This window comes from Kitasatospora sp. NPDC127035 (assembly GCF_042726075.1).
In the GTDB taxonomy this organism is placed as follows: domain Bacteria; phylum Actinomycetota; class Actinomycetes; order Streptomycetales; family Streptomycetaceae; genus Kitasatospora.
Genome location: NZ_JBHXDN010000007.1, coordinates 63,454 through 76,598, shown reverse-complemented (window position 1 = coordinate 76,598; position 13,145 = coordinate 63,454). Strand labels below are relative to the sequence as shown.

10 protein-coding genes are annotated in these 13,145 nt (G+C 75.0%); 7 read left to right on the top strand and 3 right to left on the bottom strand.

What is annotated here, in order from left to right:
• Positions 1 to 45: 45 nt before the first annotated feature.
• Positions 46 to 867: a formate dehydrogenase accessory sulfurtransferase FdhD gene (fdhD, locus tag ACFWIC_RS06545; RefSeq protein ID WP_329950720.1), complete on the bottom strand. Its 822-nt coding sequence runs from the start codon at positions 865 to 867 to the stop codon at positions 46 to 48.
• A 255-nt stretch (positions 868 to 1,122) separates the two neighbouring features.
• On the opposite strand from fdhD, the gene hutH reads away from it, so the two are divergent.
• Positions 1,123 to 2,706, top strand: coding sequence for a histidine ammonia-lyase (gene hutH / locus ACFWIC_RS06540; protein ID WP_380358053.1), 1,584 nt, complete (start codon positions 1,123 to 1,125; stop codon positions 2,704 to 2,706).
• 141 nt (positions 2,707 to 2,847) lie between these two features.
• On the opposite strand, the gene ACFWIC_RS06535 is transcribed toward hutH, so the two are convergent.
• Positions 2,848 to 3,291 (bottom strand): hypothetical protein, encoded by a 444-nt coding sequence (locus tag ACFWIC_RS06535; protein ID WP_329882727.1) that lies wholly within the window; start codon positions 3,289 to 3,291, stop codon positions 2,848 to 2,850.
• A gap of 317 nt (positions 3,292 to 3,608) precedes the next feature.
• Between ACFWIC_RS06535 and ACFWIC_RS06530 the strand changes: the two genes are divergently transcribed.
• The 6 genes from ACFWIC_RS06530 to hutI all read left to right on the top strand — a co-directional run bounded on the left by ACFWIC_RS06530 (position 3,609) and on the right by hutI (position 10,848).
• Positions 3,609 to 4,478, top strand: a complete 870-nt coding sequence (locus ACFWIC_RS06530; RefSeq protein WP_329882728.1) for a MurR/RpiR family transcriptional regulator — start codon at positions 3,609 to 3,611, stop codon at positions 4,476 to 4,478.
• A gap of 42 nt (positions 4,479 to 4,520) precedes the next feature.
• Positions 4,521 to 4,841 carry a hypothetical protein gene (locus ACFWIC_RS06525; RefSeq protein ID WP_329950721.1) on the top strand — a complete coding sequence of 107 codons (321 nt, stop codon included), beginning with the start codon at positions 4,521 to 4,523 and terminating at the stop codon, positions 4,839 to 4,841.
• Positions 4,842 to 5,276: 435 nt separating this feature from the next.
• The gene (gene hutU, locus ACFWIC_RS06520; RefSeq protein WP_329950729.1) at positions 5,277 to 6,944 is read left to right on the top strand and encodes a urocanate hydratase; all 1,668 of its coding nucleotides are present in this window, start codon (positions 5,277 to 5,279) and stop codon (positions 6,942 to 6,944) included.
• Positions 6,945 to 6,973: 29 nt separating this feature from the next.
• Positions 6,974 to 8,173: an allantoate amidohydrolase gene (locus ACFWIC_RS06515; protein WP_329882791.1), complete on the top strand. Its 1,200-nt coding sequence runs from the start codon at positions 6,974 to 6,976 to the stop codon at positions 8,171 to 8,173.
• A complete protein-coding gene (locus ACFWIC_RS06510; protein WP_380358048.1) occupies positions 8,164 to 9,513 on the top strand; it encodes a formimidoylglutamate deiminase in 1,350 nt (449 codons plus the stop codon). Before ACFWIC_RS06515 ends, ACFWIC_RS06510 begins: the two co-directional genes overlap by 10 nt.
• A gap of 165 nt (positions 9,514 to 9,678) precedes the next feature.
• Positions 9,679 to 10,848, top strand: a complete 1,170-nt coding sequence (hutI, locus tag ACFWIC_RS06505) for an imidazolonepropionase (RefSeq protein ID WP_380516560.1) — start codon at positions 9,679 to 9,681, stop codon at positions 10,846 to 10,848.
• 134 nt (positions 10,849 to 10,982) lie between these two features.
• On the opposite strand, the gene ACFWIC_RS06500 is transcribed toward hutI, so the two are convergent.
• The gene (locus tag ACFWIC_RS06500) at positions 10,983 to 13,091 is read right to left on the bottom strand and encodes a prolyl oligopeptidase family serine peptidase (RefSeq protein ID WP_380516416.1); all 2,109 of its coding nucleotides are present in this window, start codon (positions 13,089 to 13,091) and stop codon (positions 10,983 to 10,985) included.
• Positions 13,092 to 13,145 lie beyond the last annotated feature (54 nt).

The following is a 13,145-nucleotide window of genomic DNA, read 5'->3' as shown; positions in this document are numbered from 1 at the left end:
CGGGATCCGGGCCCCGGGCGCGCCCTCGCGGGCGGGCCCGGGGCCTCAGGCGATCCGGTCCGGGCGGGTGTACACGTTGGCGCCCTCGCCGCGCAGGAAGCCCACCAGGGTCAGGCCCAGCTCCTCCGCCAGGTCCACCGCCAGCGAGGACGGCGCCGACACGGCGGCCAGCAGCGGGGCGCCGGCCAGCGCCGCCTTCTGGGTCAGCTCGAACGAGGCCCGGCCGCTGACCAGGAGCACGTGCCCGGTCAGCGGGAGCCGTCCCGCGCGCAGCGCCCAGCCGACCACCTTGTCGACGGCGTTGTGCCGGCCGACGTCCTCGCGGGCGCAGAGCAGTTCGCCGCTGACGCCGTCGAACAGGCCGGCCGCGTGCAGGCCGCCGGTGGAGTCGAAGGTCCGCTGGGCGGCCCGCAGCCGGTCCGGCAGCCCGTACAGCAGCGCGGGCGGGACGGTCAGCGGGTCGTCGGCGACCGGGTGGCGGACGTGGGTGCGGACGGCGTCCACGGTGTCCCGGCCGCAGAGGCCGCAGGCGCTGGTGGTGAGCAGGTTGCGGTGGGCGGAGAGCGGCAGCGCCCCGGCGCCGCGCAGCGTCGCGTCCACCACGTTGTAGGTGTTGGCGCCGGCCTCGTCGGTGCCGGCGCAGTAGCGCAGTGCCGCGAGGTCCTCGGAGGCGTGCACCAGCCCCTCGCCGACCAGGAAGCCCGCCACCAGGTCGAAGTCCTGGCCCGGGGTGCGCATGGTGACCGTGAGCGGCTCGCCGCCGAGTCGGATCTCCAGCGGCTCCTCGGCCGCCAGCGCATCCGGCCGGGTGCTCCGCCCGTCCCCCCGCAGCCGGACCACCCGCCGCCGCGCCGTCGCCCGCGTCATCGTGTCGCCGCCTCCTGTGTCCGTCGGTCTGCCTGTCGGTCCGTGCCGTCCGTGCCGTCCGCGCGGTCTGCGCCGTCCGTGCAGGCCGGGGCCGGTCCGTTGTCGTGGCGTGCGCCGTGGGGCGCCCGTCACCCCCCACAGCGTGCGGCACCGGCTGCGGTATCCGAAAATCCAGGTGACCGACCGGTCCGGCGCCGGAGTCCCGGAAGGGCTCAGGTGTTGTCATATCTTCATTCACCTGATGAGATGGTGTATATGGATATGCACAGTGCTGCGGCCCCCCACACGCCGCTCGTCCAGGTCGGCAAGGCCGACGTCAGCGCCGAGGACGTGCTGGCCGTCGCCCGGGGGAACGCCCGGGTCGAGATCGGCCCGGACGCGCTCGCCGAGATGGCGGTCGCGCGCGCCCGGATCGACGCCCTGGCGGCCGAACCCCGCCCCGTCTACGGCGTTTCCACCGGCTTCGGTGCCCTCGCCGTCCGGCACATCAGCCCCGAACTCCGGGCCCAGCTGCAGCGCTCGCTGGTCCGCTCGCACGCCGCCGGGATGGGCCCGGCGGTCGAGCGCGAGGTGGTCCGCGCGCTGGTGTTCCTGCGGATGAAGACGCTCGCCAGCGGTCGCACCGGGGTCCGCCCCCTGGTGGCCCAGACCATGGCCGCGATCCTCAACGCCGGCATCACCCCCGTGGTCCGGGAGTTCGGCTCGCTCGGCTGTTCCGGTGACCTCGCGCCGCTCTCGCACTGCGCGCTCGTCCTGATGGGCGAAGGCGTCGCGACCGGCCCCGACGGCGTCGAGAAGCCGGCCGCCGAGCTGCTCGCCGCCGCCGGCATCGAACCGGTCGAGCTGCTGGAGAAGGAGGGCCTCGCCCTCATCAACGGCACCGACGGCATGCTCGGCATGCTGGTCATGGCCATCGCCGACCTGCAGCGGCTCTTCACCACCGCCGACATCACCGCCGCGATGACCCTGGAGGCGCTGCTCGGCACCGACAAGGTGCTCGCCCCCGAGCTGCACGCCCCGATCCGCCCGCACCCCGGCCAGGCGCTCTCCGCCGCCAACATGCTGGCCGTGCTCAAGGACTCCGGCCTCACCGGCCACCACCAGGACGACGCTCCGCGCGTCCAGGACGCCTACTCGATCCGCTGCGCCCCGCAGGTCGCCGGCGCAGGCCGTGACACCCTCGCCCACGCCGCGCTCGTCGCCTCCCGCGAGCTGGCCGCCTCCGTCGACAACCCGGTGGTGCTGCCGGACGGCCGGGTGGAGTCCAACGGCAACTTCCACGGCGCCCCGGTCGCGTACGTGCTGGACTTCCTCGCCATCGCCGCCGCCGACCTCGGCTCGATCTCGGAGCGCCGCACCGACCGGCTCCTCGACAAGTCCCGCTCGCACGGCCTGCCGGCCTTCCTCGCCGACGACCCGGGCGTGGACTCCGGCCTGATGATCGCCCAGTACACCCAGGCGGCGCTGGTCAGCGAGAACAAGCGGCTCGCCGTGCCCGCCTCGGTCGACTCGATCCCCTCCTCGGCCATGCAGGAGGACCACGTCTCGATGGGCTGGTCCGCCGCGCGCAAGCTGCGCCAGTCCGTCGACAACCTCGGCCGGATCCTCGCCGTCGAACTCACCGCCGCCGCAAGGGCGCTGGAGATCCGCCGGCAGGCCGACGCCAGCGGCACGGTGGCGCCCGCCAGTGCCGCGGCGATGGCCGCCGCCCGCGAGGCGGGGGTCGGCGGCGCCGGCCGTGACCGCTTCCTCTCGCCGGACCTGGAGGCCGCCGCGGCGCTGGTCGCCTCCGGCGACCTGGTGCGCGCGGTGGAGCGGGTCACCGGCCCGCTGGCCTGACGACCGGTCGTGCGGAGCGCACGGGGCGCTGCTCCGGACCCCGCCGTGGGCCCTGTGGCGGGCTCCGCGACGGGCCCGGCGCCGGACGGGACCGGCCGCCCGAGGCGGCCGGTCCCCCGGCGTGGTCGGCCCGGGGGAGGATCAGTCCCAGTCGCTCCGCACGCTCTCCGCGGCGCGCCGCTCCGCCCGGTCCAGCCGGCGCTCGGCCAGCGCGGCGGACACGTTGACGCCGACGATGCCGGCCCAGCAGACCACCAGTCCCCAGATCCCGCTGGTGCCGCCGGCGATGCCGGACAGCGGGATGCCCAGTGCCATCGAGACGATCGGCACCACCCGGGCGCCCGAACCGTGCGGGCGGTGCGGGCGGCGTCCGGGACCGTGCGGCCGGTGCCCCTCCGCCGGGTCGTAGCCACCGGCGGGGCCGAGCCGCTCCGCGACCCGGCGCTCCACCCGGGCGTCGAGGCGGGCGTCGATCCGGGAGAGGAAGGAATCGACGAGTTCCGACTCGTACTCCTTGCCGAGCTCCTTGCGGGCCTGCAGCGAGGCATCGAGATCGCGCCGCATGTCGTCCTGGCGAGTGTCCATGGCAACCAGGGTGCGCCCACGAGGGCGTGTCGGTCCATCGGTTCGCACCGTAATCCGGGAGGACTAGGGGGGAAATCAGGGTCACCCCCGGGAGGCCGACCGGGTCGCCGGTCCGACCGGTCGCCGCGCGGCAGCCGGACCGACCACGGGGGCGGCGGTCGGATCGGCCGTCGGATCGGTCACGGGGGCGGTGGCCGGACCGCCGTCCGGCCGGCCGCCGGAGGTCTCACCCGGTGTTCCGGCGTACGAGACGTCTTTGCCAGTGGCAGCCCGCTGCTGCACAGTCATCCGAACAGCTCGCATCCGGAGGTACCGCAATGACCGCCACCGAGGACACCGGCACGGTCGGCCCCTCCGCCCGGCTGCTCCAGCTCTTCGAAGGACACCGGCTCACCCCCACCCAGCGCCGGATCGCGCACTCCCTGGTCCGGCACGCCACCGAGGCCCCGTTCCTCTCCAGCGTCGAGGTCGCGGAACTCGCCGGCGTCAGCCAGCCCTCCGTCACCCGTTTCGCGGTCGCCCTCGGCTACGACGGCTACCCCGCGCTCCGCAAGCAGCTGCGCGAACTCGGCGCCGGCGAACCGGCCGCGCCCGAGACCCCCGCCGACGCCGTCCGCAACGAGCACCAGCAGGCCGTTCTCGCCGAGATCGAGCACCTGCGCCTGCTCGCCGACCTGCTCGCCGACCCCGAACCCATCGCCCGCGCCGCCCGGCTCCTCGCGGCCTCCCGCCCGCTGCCCGTCCTCGGCCTGCGCGCCGCCTCGGCGCAGGCGCGCGGCTTCGCGTACTTCGCGGCCAAGGTGCACCCCGACATCCGGCTCCTCGACGAGGGCGGCAGCATGCTGGCCGACCGCCTCGAACAGGCCGCCGCCGCCGGTGCCACCGCACTGCTCTGCTTCGCCCTGCCGCGTTACCCGCGCGAGCTCATGGAGGCTCTGACGGTCGCCCGGGACTGCGGGCTGACCGTGCTCACCGTGGCGGACAGCGCGTTCGCCCCCGTCGCCAAGCTCTCCGACCTGATGCTCCCCGCCGCCGTCGGGACCAACCTGGTCTTCGACACCGCCTGCGCGCCGATGATGCTCGGGCGCGTGTTGTTGCAGACCATGTGTGACGAACTCCCGGGCGCCGAGGCCCGTTTGGAATCCATCGAGCAGTCGGCCGCGGCGCGCGGGCTCTTTCTGGAGTAGTCGTCACAAACCCGGGCATCCCTCTGTACAGGGGGTGCCGCCATGCGCGTGATCCACGAGATGAAGTTCGTCGGGCGCCTCGCCTCGGGCGCCGACGAGTGGTCCTGCCCGACCTGCGGACGCCGCGTCACCCTGCGCCGTCTGCCCGAGCCCGAACTGACCGTCCTCGATCCGGGCGACGACACCGCCGTGCACGTCGGTGTCATCGAGCCCGACGCCCGCGCGGCCGCCACCGCGGAACGCTACGGTCTCGGCCCCGTCCAGGAGATCCCCCGCCAGCCCCGCCCCGCCGACCCGGACGCCGACGACCGCCGCTGGCTCGCCGAGATCGGCATCGACTGGGACGGCGACGCCGCCGCCTGACGGTGGCCGGCGACACGGGGCGCGGACCGGGAGGCCGGCCGTGCCGCTCGCTCGCCCGGGAGCGGCCGGGCGGGCGGCACGGGTGCGCGGCGGGAGAGCCGTCCGACGTTCCCCGCGTGCTTCCCGCGTGCTTCCCGCGGGGAGGCGGGGACGTCACCGCGGTGCCTCCGGCGATCCGGACGCGAAGGCCGGTGCTCCGCTCGACCTCCTCCGCCGTGTCGCGGAGTCCGTCGGGCTGCCCGGTGACGGCCGTCGTCGTCTCCTCCGCTCCCCGTCGCTGGGCCGAGCGGCTGGTGTTCGCCGGGTTCGGGGTAGCGCTCGGTGGTCGGCCGCGCGGGTGTTGATCGGATGTGCGCAGGTCTGGCCGGAGGCTGAATGTTTGGATATATTCAGCCGAGTAGAGACTGAATGAATTCATCCGTAGGGAGGCTGGACATGGTGCAGCAGGCGAGCGGGCCGCGCGAGGTGCGGGCGGCACGGGGAACCGCGCTGACGACGCAGGGGTGGCAGCAGGAGGCCGCCCTGCGGATGCTGATGAACAACCTCGACCCGGAGGTGGCCGAGCACCCGTCGAAGCTGGTCGTCTACGGCGGCACCGGCAAGGCCGCGCGGGACTGGCGCTCGTTCGACGCCATGGTCCGGACGCTGGAGGGGCTGAAGCAGGACGAGACCATGCTGGTCCAGTCCGGCCGTCCGGTCGGCGTCATGCAGACCCACGAGTGGGCGCCGCGCGTGCTGATCGCCAACTCCAACCTGGTCGGCGACTGGGCCAACTGGGAGGAGTTCCGGCGGCTGGAGTCCCTCGGGCTCACCATGTACGGGCAGATGACCGCCGGCTCGTGGATCTACATCGGCACCCAGGGCATCCTCCAGGGCACCTACGAGACCTTCGCCGCCGTCGCCAACAAGCGCTACGAGGGCACGCTGGCGGGGACGATCACCCTCACCGCCGGCCTCGGCGGCATGGGCGGCGCCCAGCCGCTGGCCGTCACCATGAACGGCGGCGTGGCGATCTGTATCGACTGCGACCCGTCCCGGATCTCCCGCCGGATCGAGCACCGCTACCTGGACGTCGAGGCCAAGAACCTCTCGCACGCGCTGGAGCTGGCCACCGCCGCCCGCGACAGGAAGCAGCCGCTCTCCATCGGCCTGCTGGGCAACGCCGCCGAGCTGTTCCCGCAGCTGCTCGCGATGGACGCGCCGATCGACATCGTGACCGACCAGACCAGCGCCCACGACCCGCTGAGCTACCTGCCGCTCGGTGTCGCCTTCGACGACATGGCGACGTACGCGGCCGAGAAGCCCGCCGAGTTCACCCAGCGCTCGCGCGAGTCGATGGCCAGGCACGTCGAGGCGATGGTCGGCTTCCAGGACCGCGGTGCCGAGGTGTTCGACTACGGCAACTCGATCCGCGGCGAGGCCCAGCTGGCCGGCTACGACCGCGCCTTCGCCTTCCCCGGCTTCGTCCCGGCGTACATCCGGCCGCTGTTCTGCGAGGGCAAGGGCCCGTTCCGCTGGGCGGCCCTCTCCGGTGACCCGCAGGACATCGCCAAGACCGACAAGGCCGTGCTCGACCTCTTCCCCGAGAACGAGTCGCTGCACCGCTGGATCAAGATGGCCCAGGAGAAGGTGCACTTCCAGGGCCTGCCCGCGCGGATCTGCTGGCTCGGCTACGGCGAGCGCGACAAGGCCGGCGAGCGGTTCAACGACATGGTCGCCTCCGGTGAGCTGTCCGCCCCGATCGTGATCGGCCGCGACCACCTGGACTGCGGCTCCGTCGCCTCCCCGTACCGGGAGACTGAGGCGATGCTGGACGGCTCCGACGCGATCGCCGACTGGCCGCTCCTCAACGCCATGGTCAACGTCGCCTCCGGCGCGTCCTGGGTCTCCATCCACCACGGCGGCGGCGTCGGCATCGGCCGCTCGATCCACGCCGGCCAGGTCACCGTGGCCGACGGCACCCCGCTGGCGGGGGAGAAGATCCGCCGGGTGCTCACCAACGACCCGGGCATGGGCGTCATCCGGCACGTCGACGCCGGCTACGACCGGGCCGACGAGGTCGCCGCCGAGCGCGGTGTCCGCATCCCGATGGGCGAGCTGTGACCGAGCCCGGCTCCGACAGCTTCGAGCGGATGTGGGCGGAGCTGCTCCCCGTGGGCCGCTCCGCCTCCTCCGGCGGCTACCGCCGGTTCGCCTGGAACTCCGCCGACGCCGAGTGCCGCGCCTGGTTCGAGCAGCAGGCCCGCAGCCGCGGCCTGACCTACGAGCTGGACCGCAACGGCAACCAGTGGGCCTGGCTCGGCGACCCGGCCGGGGAGGGCGCGGTCGTCACCGGCTCGCACCTGGACTCCGTCCCGGACGGCGGCGCCTTCGACGGCCCGCTCGGCGTGGTCTCCTCCTTCGCCGCGCTGGACGAACTGCGCTCGCGGGGCGCCGGGTTCACCCGGCCGCTGGCGATCGTCAACTTCGGCGACGAGGAGGGCGCCCGGTTCGGCGTGGCCTGCATCGGCTCCCGGCTCACCGCCGGGGTGCTGGACCGCGAGGCCGCCCACGAGCTGCGCGACGCGGACGGCGTCCGGCTGCCCGACGCGATGGAGCGCGCCGGCTACGACCCGACCGCGATCGGCGCGGACTCCGACCGGCTGGCCCGGATCGGCGCCTTCGTCGAACTCCACGTCGAGCAGGGCCGCTACCTCGACGAGGACCGGCCGGTCGGAGTGGCCTCGGCGATCTGGCCGCACGGCCGCTGGCGGTTCGACTTCCACGGCGAGGCCAACCACGCCGGGACCACCCGGATCGAGGACCGCCGCGACCCGATGCTCACCTACGCCAACACCGTGCTCGCCGCACGGAAGAAGGCGAAGCTCGCCGACGCGCTCGCCACGTTCGGCAAGGTCGCCGTCGAGCCCAACGGCACCAACGCGATCGCCTCCCTGGTCCGCGGCTGGCTGGACTCCCGGGCCGCCGACGAGGCCACGCTGGCCGCGCTCGTCGAGGAGATCGGACGGGCGGCGTACGAGCGGGGCGAGCGCGACGGCGTCCGGGTCGAGCTGACCCGCGAGTCCTACACCCCGGTGGTGGACTTCGACGGCCCGCTGCGCGACCGCCTCGCGCAGGTCCTCGGCAAGCGCGGACCGGGCGCCGTCCCGGTGCTGCCCACCGGTGCGGGACACGACGCCGGGATCCTGGCATCGGCCGTCCCGACCGCCATGCTGTTCGTGCGGAACCCGAGCGGCGTCTCCCACTCCCCGGCCGAGCACGCCGAGACGGCCGACTGCCTGGCCGGCGTGGCCGCCCTCGCCGACGTACTGGAGGACCTGGCGTGTCAGTGACCTACTGGGCGCGGTACGCCTGGCTGCCGCACGCCAACGGGCCGGTGGTCGAGCAGGACGTGCTGATCAGCACCGGCGCCGGCGGCAAGATCGCCCGGGTGCAGCCGGACAGCGGCCCCTGCCCGCCCGGCGCCGTCCGGCTCGACGGTCTGCTGCTGCCCGGCCAGGCCAACGCCCACTCGCACGCCTTCCACCGGGCGCTGCGCGGCCACGTCCAGGTCGGCTCCGGGACCTTCTGGACCTGGCGCGACACCATGTACCGGTTCGCCGGTGCGCTCGATCCGGACAGCTACCTGGCGCTCGCCACCGCCGTCTACGCCGAGATGGCGCTCGCCGGGATCACCGCCGTCGGTGAGTTCCACTACCTCCACCACGCGCCCGGCGGCGCCCGCTACGACGACCCCAACGCGATGGGCGAGGCGCTCATCGAGGCCGCCGCCCGGGCCGGCATCCGGATCACCCTGCTCGACACCTGCTACCTGTCGTCCGGCTTCGGCGCCGAACCGACCAAGCCGCAGCTCCGGTTCGGTGACGGCGACGCCGGGGCCTGGGCCGCCCGTGCCGACGGGCTGAAGGCCCGCGAGCACGCCCGGATCGGGGCCGCGATCCACTCGGTGCGGGCGGTCCCCGCGGAGCAGCTCGGCACCGTCGCGCGCTGGGCGGCGGAGCGCGAGGCCCCGCTGCACGTCCACCTCTCCGAGCAGACCGCCGAGAACGACGCCTGCCTCGCCGCGCACGGTGTCACCCCGACCCGGCTGCTCGCCGACCACGGCGCGCTCGGGCCGCGCACCTCGGCCGTGCACGCCACCCACCTCACCGAGGAGGACGTCAAGCTGCTCACCGACTCCTCCACCACCGTCTGCATGTGCCCCACCACCGAGCGGGACCTCGCGGACGGCATCGGCCCGGCCCGGACCCTCGCCTCCGGCGGCTGCCCGGTCACCCTCGGCAGCGACAGCCACGCCGTCATCGACCCGTTCGAGGAGGCCCGCGCGCTGGAGCTGAACGAGCGGCTGCGGACCCGTACCCGGGGCCACTGGACGGCGAACTCGCTGCTGCGGGCGGGGACGGAGGACGGGCACGCCTCGCTCGGCTGGCCGGAGGCCGGGCGGATCGAGGCCGGTGCGTTCGCCGACTTCACGGTGATCGCGTTGGACTCGGTGCGGACCGCGGGGCCGGCGTTCCGGCTCGGTGCCGAGATCGCCGTCTTCGCCGCCTCGGCGGCCGACGTGCGGCACGTGGTGGTCGGCGGGCGGCACGTGGTCAAGGACGGCGTGCACCAGCTGGTGCCGGACGTGCCGGGTGCGCTGCACACCTCGATCACCGCGCTGAACTGCTGAGCCGCTGAACTGCTGAGCCGCTGAGCCGCTGAGCCGTTGGACCGCCGAGCCGACGACCGGGAGTCCTCTCCCGGTCGTCGCCTCCTTGTCGACGCCGGTGGAGCGGGCCGCTTCGGCCCGCTCCCCGGCCCCGTTCCCGAAAGGCACGACGTGAGCACCCCGAGCATCCCGAGCACGCTGATCACCGGCATCGGAAGCCTGGTCACCAACGACCCCGCGCACGGGACCGGGCCGCTCGGCCTGCTCACCGACGCGGCCGTGGTGATCGACGGCGCGACCGTCGTCTGGGTCGGTCCGGCCGCAGAGGCGCCCGCCGCCGACGAGCGCTTCGACGCGGCTGGGCGCGCCCTGCTGCCCGGCTACGTCGACTCGCACGCCCACCTGGTCTTCGCCGGCGACCGCACCGCCGAGTTCAACGCCCGGATGTCCGGCCAGTCCTACACCGCCGGTGGCATCCGCACCACGGTCGCCGCCACCCGGGCCGCCGCCGACGCCGAACTCGACGCCAACCTGGCCCGGCTGGTGCGGGAGGCCCTGCGGCAGGGCACCACGACGGTCGAGTGCAAGTCCGGGTACGGGCTGACCGTCGCCGACGAGGCCCGGGCGCTGCGGATCGCCTCCTCGTACACGCCGGAGACCACCTACCTGGGCGCGCACGTGGTCGCCCCCGAGTACGCGGAGGACCCGGCCGGGTACGTCGACCTGGTCACCGGGCCGATGCTGGACGCCTGCGCGCCGTACGCCCGCTGGGTGGACGTGTTCTGCGAGAAGGGCGCCTTCGACGGCGACCAGGCCCGGGCGATCCTGACCGCCGGCATCGAGCGGGGGCTCACCCCCCGGGTGCACGCCAACCAGCTCACCTACGGGCCGGGCGTGCAGCTGGCCGTCGAGCTGGGGGCGGCCTCCGCCGACCACTGCACCCACCTCACCGACGAGGACGTGGCCGCGCTGGCCGGCTCGGCGACGGTCGCCACGCTGCTGCCGGGCGCCGAGTTCTCCACCCGGGCCGTCTACCCGGACGCGCGCCGGCTGCTGGACGCGGGGGCGGTGGTGGCGCTCTCCACCGACTGCAACCCCGGTTCCAGCTTCACCAGTTCGATGGCCTTCTGCATCGCGGTGGCGGTGCGGGAGATGGGCATGACGCCGGACGAGGCGGTCTGGGCCGCGACGGCGGGCGGTGCGCGGGCGCTGCGGCGGTCGGACGTGGGCACGGTGCGGGTGGGGGCCCGGGCCGACCTCCAGCTGCTGGAGGCACCCTCTCCCGTGCACCTGGCGTACCGTCCGGGCGTGCCGCTGACGGCGGCGGTCTGGCGGGCGGGCGTCCGGGAGGTCTGACGGGAGGTCTGGCGGGCCGCCCGAGAGCCCTCCCGACGGGCGGCCGGGCGGGGGAGGGGCCGGTGCTCACGCGCCGGCCCCTCCGGCGTGTCCGGGGCCTGCCGCCGTTCGGGTCCGCTGCCCGGGCCTGCCGCTCAGGCCCGCTTCAACGACCGCTTCAGGAAGTCCAACTGGTGGTGGAGCAGGTTCTCCGACACCGTCTCGTCGCTCGGCGAGTGGGCCGTGCCGCCGAGCGGGAGGACTTCGTGCGGGCGCCCGGCGGCCAGGAGCGCGGCGGAGAGGCGCAGGGTGTGGGCGGGGAGCACGTTGTCGTCGGCGAGGCCGTGGATCAGCAGCAGGGGGCGGCGCAGTCCGGGGGCGTCGGGGAGGAGCGAGCAGGCGTCGTACCGGTCGGGGTGCTCGTCCGGGTGGCCGAGGAATCGTTCCTTCCAGTGGGTGTCGTAGAGCCGGTGGTCGGTCGGGGCCGCCCCGGCGACGGCGGCGTGGAAGACGTCGGGGCGGCGCAGGACGGCGAGTGCGGCGAGGAAGCCGCCGTAGGACCAGCCGCGGATGCCGACCCGGTCGAGGTCGAGCAGACCGGGGCGGGCGCCGGCGGCCTCGTGGAGCGCCTCGACCTGGTCGTCGAGGGCGGGGGTGGCGACGTCGGCGAAGACGCTCTTCTCCCAGCGCGGGCCGCGTCCGGGGGTGCCGCGGCCGTCGACGACCAGCACGGCGTAGCCCTGGTCGGCGAACCACTGGGAGACCAGGTCGGGCCACCCGCCGCCGGCCGAGACCTTGGTGCCGGCCGGTCCGCCGTACGGATCGAGCAGGACGGGCAGCGGCCCGTCCGCGGGGCGGTGGCCGGCGGGCAGGAAGAGCGCGGCGCGCAGTTCGCGCGGGCCGAGCCGGAGCAGTTCGGGCCGCGCGGTGAGGACCGGGGTCTGTGCGCGGGAGGCGATCGTGAGGGCGGGGTGCCCGTCCCGGCGGACGGTGGTGACCGGGCCAGGGGTGCCGGGCGTGCGCGCGGTGTGGACCAGCGTGCCGGCCCGCCGTACGCCGGTGTGCGCGCCGGCTTCGTCGCTGAGCGAGAGGGCGCCCGTGGCGGGGCTCCAGACCCAGAGGTGGGACTCCACCGGCTCCTCGGAGGCGGTGAGGAGCACCTCGTCGCCGTCGACGCCGAGGACCGCGTGCAACTGCCGGCCGGGCGGGGTGACGGGCCGCCCGTCCACGGTGAGGTGCCGGGTGTCGCCGATGTCGGCGGCGTCGATCAGGCGGCCGGAGGCGGTGCGCACGGGCAGGCCGGGGACGAGTTCGACCCAGTGCTCGTCGTGCCGCTCGGCGAGGACCCGGGTGGACCCGTCGGCCGGGTCGATCGCGAGGGTGCGCACCGTCCGCTGGTCGCGGCTCTGGACGGCGGCGAACGGGCCGTGGCCGTCCCAGCCCGCGGCGGTCAGGTACTCGGAGGCGGCGCCGTCCCGGGGGACGTCGGTGCGGGAGCCGTCGATGCCGAGCAGCAGGAGCGAGACGTCCGCGTTGGCGGTGCCGGCCAGCGGGTAGCGGATCGTGCGCGGGGGACTCGCCGGGTCGGACGGGTCGGCGAGGTGCAGGCGGCGCAGCGGGCGCTCGTCGACCCGCGCGACCAGCAGTCGGGTGCCGTCCGGGGACCACCAGTGGGCCCGGCTGCGGTGCATGGACTCGGCGGCGACGTGTTCGGCGACGCCGTACCCGACCTCGGGGTGCTCGGGTTCGGCGAGCGCGCGGTCGCCGGTGCCGTCGGCCTCGACGACCCGCAGGGCGCCGGCGCGGACGTAGGCGATCCGGCGGCCGGTGGGGTCGGGGCGCGGGTCGTACACCCCTCCGCCGGTGGGGACGGGCCGGACCTCGCGGGTCCCGGTGTCGGCGAGCCAGAGGGTGCCGCCGAGGGCGAAGGCGGCGAGCCGGCCGGCGGTGTCGGTGGCGTACGCGGTGATGCCGCCGGTCAGGACGCGGGCGCGTTCGCGGCGGACGCGTTCGGCGTCGGGCAGGTCGCTCTCGTCGACGCCGAGCGCGGCGGGGTCGGCGAGCAGGTGTTCCTCGCCGCTGCCGGTGTCGAGCGTCCAGAGGCAGGAGACCGGGTCGTCGCCGGAGCGGCTGCGCAGGAAGAGGACGGTCCGGCCGTCGGCGGAGATCGTCGGCCGGGCGGGTGCGCCGAGCGTGAAGCGCCGGGTGCGCGCGAGCTGGCGGGGGAGGGTCGGCGGGCGTTCGTGTACGGGGCCATGGGTCATGGTCGGCACACTGACACGCCGGTGCCGGTCCGGTCACCCGGGGCCGTCGGGAAC

Excerpts from the sequence above, each read along its gene's own strand:
- fdhD (WP_329950720.1), bottom strand. The coding sequence starts at position 867 with ATGACGCGGGCGACGGCGCGGCGGCGGGTGGTCCGGCTGCGGGGGGAC.
- hutH (WP_380358053.1), top strand. The coding sequence starts at position 1,123 with ATGGATATGCACAGTGCTGCGGCCCCCCACACGCCGCTCGTCCAGGTC.
- ACFWIC_RS06535 (WP_329882727.1), bottom strand. The coding sequence starts at position 3,291 with ATGGACACTCGCCAGGACGACATGCGGCGCGATCTCGATGCCTCGCTG.
- ACFWIC_RS06530 (WP_329882728.1), top strand. The coding sequence starts at position 3,609 with ATGACCGCCACCGAGGACACCGGCACGGTCGGCCCCTCCGCCCGGCTG.
- ACFWIC_RS06525 (WP_329950721.1), top strand. The coding sequence starts at position 4,521 with ATGCGCGTGATCCACGAGATGAAGTTCGTCGGGCGCCTCGCCTCGGGC.
- hutU (WP_329950729.1), top strand. The coding sequence starts at position 5,277 with ATGGTGCAGCAGGCGAGCGGGCCGCGCGAGGTGCGGGCGGCACGGGGA.
- ACFWIC_RS06515 (WP_329882791.1), top strand. The coding sequence starts at position 6,974 with ATGTGGGCGGAGCTGCTCCCCGTGGGCCGCTCCGCCTCCTCCGGCGGC.
- ACFWIC_RS06500 (WP_380516416.1), bottom strand. The coding sequence starts at position 13,091 with ATGACCCATGGCCCCGTACACGAACGCCCGCCGACCCTCCCCCGCCAG.